Annotated in this window: 18 protein-coding genes; 12 read left to right on the forward strand and 6 right to left on the reverse strand. The window is 44.3% G+C overall.

All coding sequences use genetic code 11. The features are described 5' to 3' along the window. Positions 1-163: 163 nt before the first annotated feature. From egtB to nhaA, 4 genes are all read right to left on the reverse strand, one after another. Positions 164-1,405: an ergothioneine biosynthesis protein EgtB gene (egtB, locus tag VMW01_06680; GenBank protein HUW05926.1), complete on the reverse strand. Its 1,242-nt coding sequence runs from the start codon at positions 1,403-1,405 to the stop codon at positions 164-166. Positions 1,406-1,433: 28 nt separating this feature from the next. Beyond that, entirely contained in the window at positions 1,434-1,712 is a 279-nt protein-coding gene (locus tag VMW01_06685; GenBank protein HUW05927.1) for a DUF427 domain-containing protein, read from the reverse strand. 204 nt (positions 1,713-1,916) lie between these two features. Next, complete coding sequence (locus VMW01_06690) at positions 1,917-3,053, reverse strand: metallophosphoesterase (GenBank protein ID HUW05928.1); 1,137 nt, start codon at positions 3,051-3,053, stop codon at positions 1,917-1,919. Between the two features lie 31 nt (positions 3,054-3,084). After that, positions 3,085-4,395, reverse strand: a complete 1,311-nt coding sequence (nhaA, locus tag VMW01_06695; protein ID HUW05929.1) for a Na+/H+ antiporter NhaA — start codon at positions 4,393-4,395, stop codon at positions 3,085-3,087. Between the two features lie 220 nt (positions 4,396-4,615). Between nhaA and VMW01_06700 the strand changes: the two genes are divergently transcribed. Both VMW01_06700 and VMW01_06705 read left to right on the forward strand, forming a co-directional pair. Next, a complete protein-coding gene (locus VMW01_06700; GenBank protein ID HUW05930.1) occupies positions 4,616-6,862 on the forward strand; it encodes a tetratricopeptide repeat protein in 2,247 nt (748 codons plus the stop codon). Positions 6,863-6,935: 73 nt separating this feature from the next. Next, positions 6,936-8,054, forward strand: coding sequence for a 4-phosphoerythronate dehydrogenase (locus VMW01_06705; GenBank protein ID HUW05931.1), 1,119 nt, complete (start codon positions 6,936-6,938; stop codon positions 8,052-8,054). Between the two features lie 3 nt (positions 8,055-8,057). Here VMW01_06705 and VMW01_06710 read toward each other — a convergent pair whose 3' ends face one another. Beyond that, positions 8,058-8,516, reverse strand: a complete 459-nt coding sequence (locus tag VMW01_06710; GenBank protein HUW05932.1) for a hypothetical protein — start codon at positions 8,514-8,516, stop codon at positions 8,058-8,060. A gap of 244 nt (positions 8,517-8,760) precedes the next feature. Between VMW01_06710 and VMW01_06715 the strand changes: the two genes are divergently transcribed. From VMW01_06715 to VMW01_06730, 4 genes are read left to right on the forward strand one after another with little or no spacing between them, the layout of a single operon-like run. Then, positions 8,761-9,450, forward strand: coding sequence for a DUF554 domain-containing protein (locus VMW01_06715; GenBank protein HUW05933.1), 690 nt, complete (start codon positions 8,761-8,763; stop codon positions 9,448-9,450). Between the two features lie 2 nt (positions 9,451-9,452). Further along, positions 9,453-10,883, forward strand: a complete 1,431-nt coding sequence (locus VMW01_06720; GenBank protein ID HUW05934.1) for an RNase adapter RapZ — start codon at positions 9,453-9,455, stop codon at positions 10,881-10,883. 3 nt (positions 10,884-10,886) lie between these two features. Beyond that, on the forward strand, positions 10,887-11,021 hold the full coding sequence (locus VMW01_06725) for a hypothetical protein (GenBank protein ID HUW05935.1): 135 nt from the start codon (positions 10,887-10,889) through the stop codon (positions 11,019-11,021). Further along, on the forward strand, positions 11,021-11,773 hold the full coding sequence (locus VMW01_06730; protein ID HUW05936.1) for a nucleotidyltransferase family protein: 753 nt from the start codon (positions 11,021-11,023) through the stop codon (positions 11,771-11,773). The genes VMW01_06725 and VMW01_06730 overlap by 1 nt, the downstream gene beginning before the upstream one ends. A gap of 40 nt (positions 11,774-11,813) precedes the next feature. Here VMW01_06730 and VMW01_06735 read toward each other — a convergent pair whose 3' ends face one another. Next, entirely contained in the window at positions 11,814-12,287 is a 474-nt protein-coding gene (locus VMW01_06735; protein ID HUW05937.1) for a phosphate-starvation-inducible PsiE family protein, read from the reverse strand. Between the two features lie 107 nt (positions 12,288-12,394). Between VMW01_06735 and VMW01_06740 the strand changes: the two genes are divergently transcribed. The 6 genes from VMW01_06740 to VMW01_06765 all read left to right on the forward strand — a co-directional run. Next, positions 12,395-12,841, forward strand: a complete 447-nt coding sequence (locus tag VMW01_06740) for a DUF2721 domain-containing protein (GenBank protein HUW05938.1) — start codon at positions 12,395-12,397, stop codon at positions 12,839-12,841. Between the two features lie 109 nt (positions 12,842-12,950). Next, positions 12,951-13,700, forward strand: a complete 750-nt coding sequence (locus tag VMW01_06745; protein ID HUW05939.1) for an acyl-ACP thioesterase domain-containing protein — start codon at positions 12,951-12,953, stop codon at positions 13,698-13,700. Positions 13,701-13,855: 155 nt separating this feature from the next. After that, complete coding sequence (locus VMW01_06750; protein ID HUW05940.1) at positions 13,856-14,659, forward strand: hypothetical protein; 804 nt, start codon at positions 13,856-13,858, stop codon at positions 14,657-14,659. A 259-nt stretch (positions 14,660-14,918) separates the two neighbouring features. Beyond that, on the forward strand, positions 14,919-15,515 hold the full coding sequence (locus tag VMW01_06755) for a DUF1697 domain-containing protein (GenBank protein ID HUW05941.1): 597 nt from the start codon (positions 14,919-14,921) through the stop codon (positions 15,513-15,515). Between the two features lie 93 nt (positions 15,516-15,608). After that, the gene (locus VMW01_06760) at positions 15,609-16,010 is read left to right on the forward strand and encodes a VOC family protein (GenBank protein HUW05942.1); all 402 of its coding nucleotides are present in this window, start codon (positions 15,609-15,611) and stop codon (positions 16,008-16,010) included. A gap of 32 nt (positions 16,011-16,042) precedes the next feature. Beyond that, positions 16,043-16,240: hypothetical protein (locus tag VMW01_06765; GenBank protein HUW05943.1), on the forward strand; the 198-nt coding region annotated here is incomplete at its 3' end.

Consider the following 16,240-nt stretch of genomic DNA (forward strand, 5'->3'; position numbering starts at 1 on the left):
TTCGTGTTCAGCACAGGTGAGGTAGTATTCCGGCTGATTCATAATATAGTGGAAAAGTTTGTCGCCCATCTCATCGTAAAAATACTTCGACGGAAGGCTCTTCGGACTTGAGGTTAATCCGGAAACAACATCCACTAAAAAAGAGTTTGTATTCTCCATAGGATTATAAATCTCTTGCAAGTCGGGCACCTGTAAATTGCCAGCGAAGGTGCGGATGGAAGAAGTTTCTGTAGGTTGCCCGGATGTGATTTTTTGGGGTTGCGCACGAACCGCCACGCAGCACCATTTGGTTTACCATAAATTTGCCATTATACTCACCAACGCTTCCTTCCCACGGCTTAAATTTAGGATAGGGCAGGTAGGCACTATTTGTCCATTCCCATACTTCACCAAGAAAGGCCTTATTGCCTTGGGTTACAATCGAGGGATGGAATAGTTGATTATCTAGAAAATTGTTCGATGAATCGTTGGAACCATATACTCCTGCTGCTACTTCCCATTCCTGCTCAGTTGGCAAGCGCAAACCCTTCCAGCGAGCAAATGCATCTGCCTCATAAAAGCTGATGTGGGTTAGGATTTCTTCCCGATTGAGCTCCCTTAGGCCGTTTAAGGTATACATCAGCCAAGTACTATCACCTCGCTGCCAATATAGTGGGGCTTCTATTTGATTACTATTAAGCCATTGCCATCCTTCGTGCAGCCAGTGGCGCCATTCCTTGTATCCGCCATCCTCCATAAAATCAAGATATTCGCCTACATTTACGGGGCGGGAGGCAATTTCAAATCGATGCAGAAAGGTATTGTGGCGTGGCGATTCATTGTCGAAGTGAAATGAAGTGCCCAATTCTCCAATTTCATATATACCTTCGTTGATGGACAGCCAACTCAAAGGTGCAGATCGAGGTGATTCTTGGTTCTTTAATTCTTTGTAAACGGGGAATAGGGGGCTCAATCCCCAAATGTATTTTAAATCGGTAATTAGCAGCTCTTGGTGCTGCTGCTCATGGTTAATGCCCAGCTCTATAAGTTCAAGCAGCTCATCGGATATTGAACCTGACCTCATCAGTTCCAGCATTTGAGCATCAACCGTTTGGCGATACGCGATTATTTCTTTCAGCAATGGTCGCGGGTGGTATCCCCGCATATCGCGCGCAACTCTGGTTCCTTGACTTTGGTAGTAGCTATTAAATAAGTAGTCGTAGAGCGGATGATAAGGTTTGAAATTGGTGCGGTATTTCTTCAATATGAAATTCTCGAAAAACCAAGTTGTATGTGCCAGGTGCCACTTAGGTGGACTTACGTCGACAATTGGCTGAACAACGGTATCCTCTGGATTAAGCTGCTCAACAAGCTTTAGGGTGAGTTCGCGGGTGGCAATAAATTTGTTTACCAATGAGGTTGTCATGGTTTGATGGTTTTAGCATAAATCAACCTTACACTATTTGAACCCCTTTCCAAAACGCAACGCGGTCTTTTATGGACTTTGCTGCCTCGCTAGGTTCTGGGTAATACCAAACGGCATCGATGTTCTTTTTCCCATCCACCTCAAGCGAATAGTAGCTGGCCTTTCCTTTCCAAGGGCATACTGATTTGGTATCACTGGAAATAAGATAATCCTTGTTTATCGAGCTCATTGGAAAATACGGATTGTTCTCAACATTTACAATGTCGTTGCTTTCCGCTATTACCTTTCCATTCCATATTGCTTTCATAGTCTTTATTTTAATCTATCATTACTCAACACTTAATGTGTCCTTAATGTTTTCAATAAATGCACTCAATTGCTTAGCTACAAGAAATATATGTAATAAGTGCTTGGCTGACTTTTCTTTAATCAGCTATATTCCCACGTAAATATTTGATGGACGTAACTCGTAACTCGTAACTCGTAACTTTTTTGTCACTATTTTTAGTCACTACTCCAACGTAATCACCACCACCTCAGGTCTATTCCCAGTTCTAACGGGTGGTCCCCAGGTTCCATAGCCGGTAGATACATAGTAGCTGGTGTTGCCCTTCTTGTAGAATCCTCTACTTACCTCAAAAATGGCTTTTGTGATGTAGCCAAAGGGCCACATTTGGCCGTGGTGCGTATGTCCAGAGAGCTGCAAGGTTACGCCATTCTGCTCTGCCTCCTCAAGGTGGAAGGGTTGATGGTCCATTAGCACTATGGGGAGCTTGGGGTTCGCCTCCTTTACAAGCTCGTCCAGCGGCTTCCGTTGCTTGTGCAGCATGCTTATGGATTGGCGGTCGTTTCGGCCAATAAGGTTTACCAGGCCGCCCACCACAACAGTAGTGTCCTGCAGCACCTTTATGCCATGATCTTCCAGGTATTTTACGGCCACCGTTGGATTGCCGTAGTACTCGTGATTACCGGTAACGGCAAATATTCCCATCTTGGAGCGGAGCATTTGCAGCTGTTGGCCCATGTTATTTCGGATTACCGGACCAAGGTCCTCGTCGAAGGTGTCGCCAACCAGCAGAATAATATCTGGGTCTTGAGCGTTTATGAGCTTCACCATTCTGCTCAGCCTTCCATTGGCAATGATGGTTCCGAGGTGAACATCGCTAACAGCGACCAGCTTGAGCGGATGAGCAAGTTCCCGCGGCTTCTCAACGGGAATGGTTAGCCGGGTTATGGCTGGATTTGCGGCGTTGATATAACCGGCAACCACGGTAACCAGCGCTACCGCATAGGTAATGGCAACAGTTACATTACGGTTCTCCTTAACAAACGATAGGAACGATAGCCCCGTAAAATGGTAAATTACCCTCAGCAGGTCGAAGGCCAAGAAGCCCAAAATAAGGTAAACCATGGTGGCCAACCATAGCGAGCCAAGCTTAACCACAAAGGTGGGAGAGTAGGCCTGCAGGGTGCTCTCCAATATTCGTCCAACGGGGTAGGCTAGCACCAGCATCCAGAACAGCACAATAAAGATTGTGCGGATTGGCTGACCCTGAAACGCTATGGCCGAACGGTTGTAAACGTAAAGGTTTATGCTGAAGTATATCAGCAGGATTATGGAGAAAAAGATGGCGAATGTGCTTTTCACGTGGATGTTTTTTTATCTGTTTAAATTCACTCTATTTTACTTCAACTTTAGGATTTGGCAGGGTAAATCTCAGAAACAAGTAACCCAAAACACCGGCTACAACTGAACCTACAAGAATACCAATTTTTCCGCTTGCCAGCAAGGCGTTATCTGAATATGCAAGGCTTCCTATAAACAGCGACATTGTAAAGCCAAATCCTCCCAGAATTGAGGCTCCAATGATGTGCTTGAAGGAGATTCCTTTGGGTAGCGTTGCAATTTTGGCCTTTATGGCCAGCCAGCTGAAGAGCGAAATGCCCACAATTTTTCCAATTAGCATGGACTCGGCTAGGTTGATTGAGAGCGTAAAATCCGTATCGCCAACGCTACTTAACGAGAGAAATACAACACCAGCGTTGGCCAGAGCAAAAATTGGCATAACAAAGTAGGCCACAAATCCGTGTAGGCTATTCTCGAAGCGCTGCAGCATAGGTTGAACCTGCCGGTTAAGATACTCTATCGATTCTATAGCACCCAGCTGTGTTTTGGTGAGAAATTGCCTTGGCGTTTTTTTACACTCCAGCAGTTTTGCCTTTTCCAGCAGCCTGTTGGAATACTTGCTCAATCCAATTCGCCTGTTCACCGGAATGGTTAGCGCAACAATTACGCCCGCTATGGTTGGGTGAATTCCCGAGAGGAGAAAAAGATACCAAACACCAATGCCTCCTACAACAAAAAGCCATTTGGCGTTTACGTTGAGCATGTTGGCAATGATTAAGATGGCAAGAATGGCCGCAGCCCCAATGAGGTAAATCCAGAATAGCTGATGGCTATAAAAAATGGCAATTACGGCAATGGCCCCAAGGTCGTCAACAATGGCAAAAGCGGTGAGGAATATTTTTAGGCTGAGCGGCACCCGTTTGCCCAACAGCTGCAAAATTCCCAGCGAGAAGGCAATATCGGTAGCCATTGGGATACCCCAGCCTTCGGCTCCGGGCAGGTTATGGTTAAGTAGCAAAAATATAAGTATGGGGACAACCATGCCACCAGTTGCCGCAACAATTGGGAGGGCCGCCTTTTGCAACGACGAGAGTTCGCCGGCAACAATCTCTTTCTTTATTTCAAGGCCGATTACAAAAAAGAATATGGCCATGAGCCCGTCGTTAATCCAAAGAATCAGCGGTTTGGAATGTGTCCAACTTCCAATGCCAAATGTTAAATTGGTATTCCACGTGCTAAAGTAGGATTGTGAAAATTCGGAGTTGGCCCAGAAGAGCGCTATAAATGCGGAGAGAAACAGTATTATACTACTGCTGGACTCCAGCGCTACAAATCTCTGAAATGGATCGAAAAGCTTCTTCATCTTCAATTTTTTACTTAAGGTTAACAACCGTTTGGCTATTTTGCTCAATTAATCCCACCAAATTGGTTGTTCGCATGTTGCCAATATACATTTTATAAAAAATGAATACCAATTTGTGACATTGAGCAGGTCATAAACTCTGAGTATGACCTGAATGTTTTATATTTGGCTTCTATTGAGTAGTGTGCTATAGTGGCCACTTCTTTTAACTGTTCTGGTTATGCAATTTAAGACAGTTTTGACCATAGTTGCTTTTGCTTTGCAATTTAGCATTGCCTATGGACAAAAGGATAGCGTAATTGAGCACTATTCTACCCTCAAGGATGATTATAATCAAATCAAATATCTCTACCAATCGGCAAACAAGGTTGTGGCCGATAATCCAGCCTTGGCCAGTAATTACCTTCTTTTGGCTGAGTCAATCTTTAAACCAGGAGATTCTTGTTCCTTAAAGCCATTAATAAGGTCTGGTTTTATTAAAGTTTATCGCTTTCAGGGTAAGCTCGATGAAGCACTGGTAGAATCGAATAAAGCGTTAGATGAGCTAGAGACCTGCAGCAATGATTATGTGAAGGCAGGTGTATTGCTGGCAAAAGGTGGCATCTGCTTCCGGTTGGGAAAGAACGACGAGGCGGTTGAGGTGCTCGAATCGGCAGAGAAAATTTTCATACAGCTGGCACTCGATAAGGAACTTTCAAGCGTTTACAACCTTCTTGGGGGTGTTCAGTGGGCTCGAGGAAACTATCCAAAGGCCATTGAAACATTTCTAAAGGCCATTAAACTAAAGGAGAAAGTAAACGATTCCATTGGGATTGCAAATGTTTACAACAATATTGGAATTATTTATGATGACCAGAAGGACTATAAGAATGCGGTTATTTGGTATCAAAAGGCCCTTGCAATTTACCGGGCCAAGGATTTTAACTCAGGCTTGCGAAATGCGCTCAACAACCTAGGCGTTGCTTACAAAAACATGAAGGAGTATAACAAAGCCTACATGGTATTGGAGGAGTCACTACTCATGGAAAAAAAGGTGGGCAATATTTCAGGTATTGGGTATTCGGCCAACAATATTGGGGAGGTGCTTTTGCAGAAGGGAAACTATGTGCATGCTGAGGTCTATATTCAAAAGGCCATTAATTCCCTCATGGAGTGCGGTGAGGAGAGTGGTTTACCTGCCTGCTACATAAACCTAGGTCGTATAAATGAGAAGCTTGGCCGTCGTAATCAAGCGGTTATATTCTTGCATAAGGGGCTCTCCTTAGCGCTGAAGTATAAGGATTTAGAAAAGCAAAAAGAGGCCAACTATTGGCTTTACTCAATACGGAAGGAGCAGGGAGACTTGGGCAAGGCGTTACGCAATTTTGAACAGTTTCACTCCATAAGCGATACCCTGAATGGGGTTCAGGCTAAGAAGCAGCTCAATGAGCTTATGGTTCAGTATGGATCGGAAAAGAAGGAGAGCCGCATTCAAACGCTCGAAAAGGAACAACTATTTCAGAATGTTCTATTGAAGAAAAAAAGGCTGGAACTGCTCATTGCTTCCATTGCCAGCTTGATGCTTCTTGTTTTGGCTATCATGCTTTTCTATAATTACTATCAGAAGAGAAATGCTTTTCGTGTTCTTGCTCTTAAGAATATTGAGATTGAAGAGCAGAAGGAGGAGATGTCAACTCAGCGCGATGAAATAAGCAAGACCAACTTAAGGATTACCGACTCCATTCACTACGCCAAGACCATTCAAAATGCCCTACTAACTCCCTTCGATTCCATAAAAAAACACTTTTCATCTTACATCTACTTTAACCTGCCAAAAGATATTGTTAGTGGTGACTTTATTTGGACTGGCATGCATGGTCGGAAGATGATTATTTCCGCTGTTGATTGCACGGGACATGGTGTTCCGGGAGCATTCATGAGCATGCTGGCCATAACCTACCTCAACCAGATATTTTCGGAGGTTGAGGAGGTGAACCCGGCTTGGTTTATTTCAAGAATGAAGGAGAAGATAGAGCAAGCGTTACATCAACGGGGCCGCCTCGACGATAGCCACGATGGGTTGGCCATTAGTCTGGCGGTTATTGATGTTGATACTCGACAGCTAGATTTTGCCTCCGCTGGCATGAAATCGGTAGTTCTCCGCAGAACCATAAAGGGAAATGAGGTAATTAGGCTTAAAGGCAATACAACCGCCATTGGGTACTACAAGGGTGGATCTGACTTTCACATCAACAGCGTTAACTTACTACCCAACGATCGCTTCTTCATGTTTTCCGATGGCTATGCCGATCAATTTGGTGGCCCAACAGGACGACGTTTGCTCTACAAGGGATTTGCAGAGATTATTTCCCGCAGCGCGGACCTGCCCATCGAGAAGCAGCTGGAGGTAATAGAAAGTAGCTTCTACCAATGGAAGGGTGATAGGGAGCAAATTGACGATGTCATGGTATTTGGTTTGGAGATATAAAACCTATATTTGCAGCTCTTGTAGGCTTTTATGGCAGGAGAATTTCTAGTTCCTGCAAATTGATATTACCGCGATGAAAATATTGGTCGACGACAAGGTCCCTTTTCTGGAAGATATTCTAGACAACTATTTCGACGTTGCATACAAGCCTGGTGGCCAAATTGTGCACGATGAGTTGGAGAGTGCCGATGCGCTGCTAATAAGGACACGTACTGACTGCAATCGCAATTTGTTGCAGGGCACGTCTGTAAAGCTAATCGCCACAGCCACCATCGGCTACGACCATATTGACACTGATTTTTGCCATAGCGCCAACATTGCTTGGCGTAATGCGCCTGGATGCAATGCATGGGCAGTGCAGCAGTATGTTGTTGCTGCTATTCTGGAGCTAGCCATTAAGTATACACTTCCCATTGATCAGCTAACGCTGGGCGTTGTTGGTGTGGGGCATGTTGGCTCTAAAGTTGCGTTGGCCGGCGAAGCCTTGGGAATGCGCGTTTTGCTTTGCGATCCTCCACGGCAGCGGGAGGAGGGTGGCAATTTTGTTCCACTGACTACTATTATGTCGGAGTGCGATATTATCACCTTTCATGTTCCATTAACTATTGATGGTCTGGACAGAACCTACCATATGGCCGACAACTTCTTCTTTGCAAAACTACAGCGAATGCCCTTCATCATTAACACCTCGCGTGGGGAGGTTGTACACGGCGAAGCGCTCAAGCGGGCGTTGGTTGGTAGAACGGTGAAAGGGGCAGTTCTCGATGTGTGGGAGCGGGAGCCAGAAATTGATGTGGACCTGCTGCGATTGGTGGATATTGCTACCCCTCATATAGCTGGCTATTCGGTGGAGGGAAAGGCAAACGGAACAGCTATGGCGGTAAGGGAGATAAGTAAATACTTTGGGCTTGGCATCGACAGTTGGTATCCTCAAAGAGTTCCTAAGCCAGCAAATCCACGAGTCGTTGCTTTAGGAAATAATTTTTACGAAAATCTTTATGCGCTGGTGTCAAGGGCATATCGAATCGTGAACGACGATCTTTCGCTACGAATTAATCCGTCGGGGTTTGAGCATCTGCGCGCGAATTATGCTTTCCGCAATGAGTTTTCGGCATATACAATAGCCAAATCTAGCCTGAGCGATGCCAAGAGGGTCGACCAATTTAGAATGTTAGGATTCCAGGTTGATTAATTGCTAGAAGTTTATAACCCACATGGTGCGCTCTTCGGCCACGCACAACTCACAAAGGCTAATAAGGGACTGGCTAATTTGAATAAGCTTACGCACGTATGCTCTCCAACGCGCCTTCCAGTTTTTATCGCGGTGTTCCAGCTCCTCAAAAAGGTTCTTGCCCATGAAGATGCTCGAGAGGTATTCCCTCAGCTCCTCCAGTGAGTTAATAGCCTTTATGCGATCCATATTTTCCTTCAACTCGTTGATAAGGGGAATAAGGTTTCTGGAATTAAACTTGGTGGCCCCATAAAAATCGTAGAGGTGATTGCTGCGCTCAAAGCAGCCAGCGAATATGTTGAATATATCAATGTTCAGGAATTTCGATTCACTATCGCACTTGAAATAGATTTCGGAATTTCCGGTAATATTGAATTCTACAAAGTTGAAAACTTCTTCTCGGTTTAATAGTCCCAGTTTCATACCATTTCGATAAACAAAATTAAAGACTGCTTTATTTCCCTCCACAAGCTATTTCTGTTTCTATCTACCTCGATTATGCACAGAAATCAATGATTTACGCCCCTCCAACGCCTTTTATGGCTTTGGGAAGTGAAAATTCACATGTAAATTTATGTTTTTTTTGCTTAAGGCTCAAGTAAAAGTTTGGCAGTAAAAATTTTGCCGTGGAAAATACTGCTATTTTTGACCAGATATAAAAGATTGTATGGTTGGAACGCTGGTAAACGTTGCGGCAATTTTGGCCGGTGGAACTATTGGAATGCTATTTCGCTCCAAGTTTCCAGAAAATATTCGAATAATTGTTTTTCAGGCAATGGGTCTCTTTACCCTGGTGCTGGGAATATCGATGGCTTTGAAACTCAATGAACTATTGCTGGCAGTATTTGCTCTCATTTTAGGAGGCGTTACGGGTGAGCTGCTGCGCTTGGAGTCACGCATGGATAATTTGTCCATTTCGCTGAAACGAAACCTGAAGATGGGAGACGATCGTTTCTCGGAGGGGCTCATCACCGCCTTTTTGATGTTTTGCATGGGTTCCATGACAATATTAGGTGCACTGGAGGAGGGAACAGGAGGATACCCAACGCTTCTCTTTGCCAAATCGCTTATGGATGGTATTTCTGCCATTGCTCTAACTACCGCTTTTGGGCCTGGTGTAATTTTTTCTGTAATACCGCTATTGATTTACCAAGGCGGGCTCACCCTTCTTGCACGATACTTTGGCCATAGCCTCCCGGAACCAGCCATTACCCAAATGACGGCAGTTGGCGGTATTCTGCTGATTGGTCTTGGCATTAATATTTTGGATATTAAAAAGATTAAAATTCTCAATTTATTGCCAGCATTGGTTTATATAGTGCTGTTGGTTGTATATTTGGGTAAATATGTAAAGTAGCCATGGCCTTACCTCAGCTCGATATTATTAATGCTCTTGCCCTATCGCATTTCGGGGTGAATCCAACCTGCGTTGTACCACTTGCCTTCTCCGGTTCTAATCGGCGCTATTTTAGAATAGAGGTGAGTGGAAAAACCTTCATTGCCGTGGTTGGTGACGACATTGAGGAGAATAAGACCTTTCTCTATCTAACCCAACATTTTGCGGCAAAGGGGATTGCGGTGCCCAAAATTGAGGCTGTAAGCAAAGATCAATCAGCTTACATTCTGGAGGATTTAGGAAAACAAGATCTATTTTCCATAATTACCGATTCTGAAGTCGAGGTTGCAACCAAAACTTCTCTACTTAAAAGGGCGCTCGAAAAACTTGTTGATATTCAGATTGATGGTGCTGAGGGACTCGACTTTATGCGTTGCTACCCACAACCCTCATTCGACGCTACCACCGTTATGTGGGATTTGAACTACTTTAAGTATTGCTTTTTAAAGCCTTCGGGCATTTATTTTAACGAATCTTTACTGGAAAACGATTTCCTCTGGCTTGCTCAAACCCTTGCAACAAGCGAGGGAAACTACTTTCAATACCGCGATTTTCAATCGAGAAACATAATGGTTCGTGACTCCGGCGAGCTGGTGTTTATTGATTACCAAGGAGGACGACGTGGGCCTTTGCTTTACGATGCGGCCTCGTTTATATACCAAGCTAAAGCAGGGCTTTCGGAGAAGCTCAAAACGGAACTTTTTGAGCATTACCTAGAGGTATTATCAGCCAAGGTAGCCATCGATAAGGCTAGCTATCGCGAGCGATTTAAGCTCTTTGTGCTATTCCGAACTTTACAGGTGCTTGGAGCTTATGGGTTTAGAGGTTACTTTGAACATAAGCCCCATTTTTTGCAGAGCATTCCATTTGCCATTAAGAACCTGAACGAGATGCTTCGACAACAATTGCTGGAAGGAACCTACCTTGCCGAAGTGCTCTCCAATCTCACACTTAAAGAGTTTGGCGGTGAACAACTAGCCGCGTTTAATGGTTTAACCGTGGAGGTATGGAGTTTCTCCTACCGGCGAGGTGTGCCGGACGATCTTTCAGGAAATGGTGGTGGTTTTGTGTTCGACTGTAGAGCGGTATACAACCCTGGACGTTCACCGGAATTGGGAAGCCTCACTGGTCGCGACAAGGAGGTGGTTGCTTTCATAGAATCTTCGTCGGAGATGGAGAATTTTCTTGATGGAGCCAATCAGCTAGCCAATAAATCGGTTGAGCGCTATTTGGAGCGCGGGTTTACCAACCTGATGCTCTCCTTTGGATGCACCGGTGGTCAACATCGTTCGGTGTATGCTGCCGAGGCGATGGCGCACAAAATCAAGAGCCATTATCCCGAGGTTAGGGTGGTGCTCCATCACCGCGAGTTAGGAATAATCGAAACAATGTAAGCAATGGGTAACACATACTGCAAAAGCGACAAGAAAGGTAAAAAGGAGGGTGGCGACGAGGCCAAGTATCGTTGCAAGCGCTGTGGTCGCTATGCCAAGAAGGAGGAGAAGGTATGTAAACCCGAAAAGGTAAAGTGATGAAGGCGATGATTTTTGCTGCTGGTCTTGGCACACGACTTCAACCCATTACCAACCAAACCCCTAAGGCGCTGGTTGAGGTTGGTGGAGAGCCATTACTTGGATACCAGCTAAAAAGGCTTGCCCATTTTGGTTTTACCTCTATCGTGGTGAATGTCCATCACCTTGGAGCACAAGTAAAGAGTTTTCTTTCCAACTTTAGAATCGCTGGGGTTGAGATTGCCATTTCCGACGAGAGCGATATGCTGCTCGATACCGGTGGTGGCCTTTGGAATGCCGCACCATTTTTTAGCGACGGGGAGCCATTTCTGGTTCATAACGTCGACATTCTTTCCAACGTTGATTTGGGGAAATTATATCAGCAGCATAAATCCACCAGCGCACTGGCAACTCTCCTCGTAAGCGAGCGAGAGAGCAGCAGACATTTCTTGTTCAACAAAATGGACCAACTTCGAGGTTGGGAGAATGTGAAAACGGGGGAAAAGAAGTTGCCTTGCCGATTGGAAGAAACCTTGATGCCACTTGCTTTTTCTGGTATTCATGTTATTAACCCCACAATCTTTTCATTGCATCATCAAAATGGCACATTTTCCATTATCGATGTTTACCTTCAGCTTTGCTGCCTCAATTCAATAGTGGCATACAAAGTTTCTCCTGAAACAATAATTCACGACATCGGTACACCTCAAAAGTTGGAGGAGGCAAACCGTTTTATTGCAGAGGGAAAATTCAACTCGTTGATTTCGAAATAGCGAGGTTATAGCTCCCTTGGGTTTAAGGTCAATCAAACCCTTATTTTTCTTGCTTAGGCTGTTGAGGAGCCCTAAACGGTCTTCTGTTTTCCTTCGACTTCCATGGCAGTCGACCACTCCTGTCGGAATATTTTATTATGAAGTAGGTAATGGCTAAGCCCAACAGCATGGCCGCATAGGGGATGAGATCGCTATTGGGTTGCTTGGCTGAATCCCAGATAATTACCTTTCGAGCAATGGCAATTATGGCCACCAGCACCACAATTTCCACATGAACAATGTCCTCTTTCAAAAAAGCTTTTACCGTTTCGAGCAGCTCTATTCCAATTAGAATTACTAAAAATAGGCTAAAGAGCTCCATCAGATTTTCGGCTTGGACAAAGTAGGGTGGCTCGAAGAATTTTTTTGCAATGGTAATTACCACATCGGCTGTGGCAAATAGAAGTGTTATGGTAATAATGGCAATCAGGATGAAAATAATACCCTTTTCAAGAATTCGGACGTAGCGTATCATAATGTCAGTTTTTTTACTAAAACATAAGGAATAGTCGATAGATTCAATAGTACAAAGTGCGATAACCACTTTTTACTACATTTGTTATTCGAAATAAAGATAGGAAAATGGAGTCAACATTGCAATTCATGGAGTTCCTAAAGGCCTGCATTACGCCTGTTGCGTTGATTTCGGGCGTGGGCCTTATTCTGCTTACCGTAGCCAATAGGCTTGGCCGAGTGATTGACCGAATTAGGATACTGGTAAATGAAATCGACCGTGATGATGTGAAGCGACGCGATGAGAAGGTGAGGGAAATTCGGATTCTTTTTCTTCGTGGTCGTTACCTACGCAGCTCCATTGCCCTAATTATGGTAAGCGTAATTGCCAGCTGCTTGATGATACCGGTTCTGTTTGTAATGGTGTTGCTCAACTTCGACCTGAAGCTGCTGGGATACCTGCTTTTTACCCTATCCACGCTCTCCATTCTGGTATCAGCCATATTCTTCTTTATGGATGTGCTGCTTGGGCTTAAGGCGCTGCATTTGGAGGCGGATGAGCATTTGGGAGCGTAATTCATTAAAACATTGTTGTTTTTCTCCTTCTCTGTAAACTTTTTTTGATAGATGAGGAGGAGCAACAGCTTGATTAATATTGATTTGTTAATTAGATTAACAAGATACAATGGAATTAACCGATAAAGACCTTACGCTATTTACGCCCTATCGTATAACCTCGGCCGACACCGATATGGATGCACGGCTTCGGCTTAGCGGATTATCCAACCTCCTTATTCAATCGGCCATTAGCTCGGCCGATAGCTTAGGTTTTGGTTTTGGTGGTCTCAAGCAGCAGCATCTTTTTTGGGTTCTCAGTCGCATGACCATTGAAATATATCGACCACTCAAGTGGTATGAGGAGGCCGTTGTGGAAACCTGGCCCAAGGATATTGAGGGAATTATCTACCTCCGCGACTTTATTGTTAGAGATAAGGCTGGCGAGGTGGTGGCAAAGGCAACTTCGGGTTGGCTGGCCATTGATTTGAAAACCAAGCGACCAAAACGAATTGATGGGCTCGATGGTGAGCTGTTTATGTGGCTTAAGGATAAGCATGCGCTGAATGAGTCTCCAGAGAAGTTGACTGCCATATCTAGCGGTGACAACTTTGAGGTTAAGGCCACCTACTTCGACATCGACCTAAACAAGCACGTAACCTCCACGCGCTACATCGATTGGATGATGGACTCGCTGCCACTTGATTTTTGCCGAACCAACTATCCAAAGCGTTTTTCCATTAACTATCTCAAGGAGACAATGCCTGGGGAAGTTATTCGTTTTATGCGCAGTAAGGGGGATGCTCAAAGCTGTTTCCACTTTGAGGGATTAAACCTCACCAGCAACACCAATGCTTTTAGAGGAAAGATTGAGTTTTGAGTTTTCCAATTTTTACCTAATTTGAAAGTGCTGAACAAGGTCAAGAATTATTACTTTTGGATGGCTTGCTGGGAAGAATTTGTGTAAAGCAATTTATTGTGAAAGGGGAATGGCCACACTTAGCAGCTACTCCGAAAAAATGAATATGTTTTGAAATGAGAAAATTTGCAATTACTCTACTTTTCTCCATGCTATTGGCTGGAGCAGGCTTTAGCCAAACTGCGGAAGTGCCGGCCTTCGATTCTACCGATTTTGCCGTTAAGTCTAAGCTTGCCGAATGGCTTGTGAGCTACAATCAGGTGGCGTTGATAACAGCCGATAGCTTGCGCAGTCAAAACTCTGCAAAGTTGCAGCAAATAGGCAAGGAGTGGTTCTGCTTTCAGGACAGCAATAGTGTTTGGCATGCTGTTTATGGGCGCTTTAGGCATGGGAGCTACAATGTCCTTTTTCATTTTATTGTAAACGGCAACAATGCTGCATACCTTACGCGTTCTAGGCTCGATAGTTCCATGGTTACCAGCTACGCTCGGGCGCTGTATACCGCTGGAAGAATCATTAAACCTCTGCAGGATACTTTGAAGATGAACATGGTTCGTTTTATTCGGCAAAATGAGGATAAGACATTTACAGTTTGGATTTTTCCCGGTCTTCAGCCTGAAGGTTATGCTATTTACGGAGGTGAGTTTGTTTACACGTTTAGTGCCGATGGCAAAAAGGTGGTTGGGAATAGCAGCTACTTTTCGGGAAAGTTTAGGGCGGTGCAGGTAGACCGTCCACAAGAAATTTCGCTTGATTATAGCGAGCTGCAACAGCCAACCATAGGTTCACTTTTCTTTGTTTGGAACTACAAGCCTTACTTTACGCGCATCAACATTCAAAATGCGCACTACACCATTACTGCCATAAATGGAGGAGGAGCCTACTTTTGGGCACACTTCAAGAGAAAGAAAGCCAAGTAAAAAGAACTTTGCCTTTTAGTTGGTTGTAAGTTGTTATGGTGTGAATCTATGAAACCTTCGCCAATGACGAGGAGCTATTTAGCATTGCTCTGAGCAGGTGTTGTTTCTCCATCTTCTTTTTACCACTCAGTTTCGATCGTTTGCCGTTTTTAGGAACGCTGTTTACTCACACGGCATTTTGCTTCGGTAATCTTGGCTTGCTGAACTTTTGCAACTTCCATAAGATGCTCTAGCTTATCCAAGTTGCTCGAACTAAAATATGCTCTTCTTTGTTGTTCGTATTATAGAACTTGAGTGCACTATAACCATGACAACCTACCTTTCAATACTTCGTGGAATAAATGTAAGCGGACAGAAGATGATAAAGATGGACGCTCTACGTAAGATGTTCGAGGATTTGGGTTACACCAATGTTCAAACCTACATTCAAAGCGGAAATGTTATCTTTCAAACCTATGGCGCTGAGCCTCATGCGCTAGAGAAGACCATCACCGAAGGAATACACAACTATTTTTCCCTTGATGTTCCTGTAATGGTACTCACCGCAAAGGAGCTGCTCCAGATTGTTGACAATAATCCTTTTCTTAATGATGGTTCTCGGGATATTGACCACTTGCACATCACCATGCTGCATGAGAGGCCGGAAGCATCGCGTGTAGAGCTGCTGCGGCAGACTTCCTTTCCTGGTGAGGAGTTTATACTGATTGAAGGAGCCATTTACCTACATTGCCCTAACGGTTATGGCCGAGCAAAGCTCACCAATGGATTTTTGGAAAAAAAGTTGAACGTAACGGCTACTACGCGCAATTGGAAAACAACTTCCGAACTGCTACGAATGATCAAGGAGGTGGCGTAAAGCACCTAAAGAGCATGTTATTTCTGTCGACAACAATTGTGCTCAGATAAATGTTTTTGTTTCATTATTCCTTTTAAACTAAATTTTGCACTTATGAAAAAGATGTTTCCTGTGGTGCATTTCGAAATGCCTGCAAACGATATCAACCGGATGGCTAAGTTCTACTCCAACGTATTTGGTTGGCAAGCACAGCATCTGGGCGAGGAAATGGGCAACTATGTTACCGTTTCAACTACCCAAACCGACGAGACAGGACGCCCTGCAACGGCAGGTGCTATCAATGGTGGGTTTTACCCAAACCGAACCGATGGTCAATCTTATCATCCGTCCATTGTTATTGCGGTGGATGATATTCTGGAATCTATTAAAAAGGTTACGGAAGCCGGAGGCAAGGTTCATGGCGAACCTGTTGAAATCCCCGGTATCGGTCTTTACGTTTCGTTTATCGATACGGAGGGCAATAGGGTAACCATGTTGCAGCCAATAATGGGTTAATAGAGCAAATTTTGAAGTGAACAATCTACTTTATGAACTTGGATAGAAAGGTTGTGCTGTACATTGCAGCAAGTTTAGATGGTTATATTGCTAAACCAAACGATGATTTGAGCTTTCTCTCCATAGTTCAAAAGGAGGGAGAGGATTATGGGTACGCTGCATTCATTTCAACTGTTGATACGGTAATTCTTGGACGAAAGACCTACGAGTGGGTGATGAGGCAGTTACCT

Origin of the sequence: Williamwhitmania sp. (assembly GCA_035529935.1) — a bacterium.
Lineage (GTDB): Bacteria > Bacteroidota > Bacteroidia > Bacteroidales > Williamwhitmaniaceae > Williamwhitmania.

Bases quoted from the DNA above. Each gene is read 5' to 3' on its own strand.
- egtB (HUW05926.1), bottom strand. From the start codon at position 1,405: ATGACAACCTCATTGGTAAACAAATTTATTGCCACCCGCGAACTCACC.
- VMW01_06685 (HUW05927.1), bottom strand. From the start codon at position 1,712: ATGAAAGCAATATGGAATGGAAAGGTAATAGCGGAAAGCAACGACATT.
- nhaA (HUW05929.1), bottom strand. From the start codon at position 4,395: ATGAAGAAGCTTTTCGATCCATTTCAGAGATTTGTAGCGCTGGAGTCC.
- VMW01_06700 (HUW05930.1), top strand. From the start codon at position 4,616: ATGCAATTTAAGACAGTTTTGACCATAGTTGCTTTTGCTTTGCAATTT.
- VMW01_06705 (HUW05931.1), top strand. From the start codon at position 6,936: ATGAAAATATTGGTCGACGACAAGGTCCCTTTTCTGGAAGATATTCTA.
- VMW01_06710 (HUW05932.1), bottom strand. From the start codon at position 8,516: ATGAAACTGGGACTATTAAACCGAGAAGAAGTTTTCAACTTTGTAGAA.
- VMW01_06715 (HUW05933.1), top strand. From the start codon at position 8,761: ATGGTTGGAACGCTGGTAAACGTTGCGGCAATTTTGGCCGGTGGAACT.
- VMW01_06720 (HUW05934.1), top strand. From the start codon at position 9,453: ATGGCCTTACCTCAGCTCGATATTATTAATGCTCTTGCCCTATCGCAT.
- VMW01_06725 (HUW05935.1), top strand. From the start codon at position 10,887: ATGGGTAACACATACTGCAAAAGCGACAAGAAAGGTAAAAAGGAGGGT.
- VMW01_06730 (HUW05936.1), top strand. From the start codon at position 11,021: ATGAAGGCGATGATTTTTGCTGCTGGTCTTGGCACACGACTTCAACCC.
- VMW01_06735 (HUW05937.1), bottom strand. From the start codon at position 12,287: ATGATACGCTACGTCCGAATTCTTGAAAAGGGTATTATTTTCATCCTG.
- VMW01_06740 (HUW05938.1), top strand. From the start codon at position 12,395: ATGGAGTCAACATTGCAATTCATGGAGTTCCTAAAGGCCTGCATTACG.
- VMW01_06745 (HUW05939.1), top strand. From the start codon at position 12,951: ATGGAATTAACCGATAAAGACCTTACGCTATTTACGCCCTATCGTATA.
- VMW01_06750 (HUW05940.1), top strand. From the start codon at position 13,856: ATGAGAAAATTTGCAATTACTCTACTTTTCTCCATGCTATTGGCTGGA.
- VMW01_06755 (HUW05941.1), top strand. From the start codon at position 14,919: ATGCTCTTCTTTGTTGTTCGTATTATAGAACTTGAGTGCACTATAACC.
- VMW01_06760 (HUW05942.1), top strand. From the start codon at position 15,609: ATGAAAAAGATGTTTCCTGTGGTGCATTTCGAAATGCCTGCAAACGAT.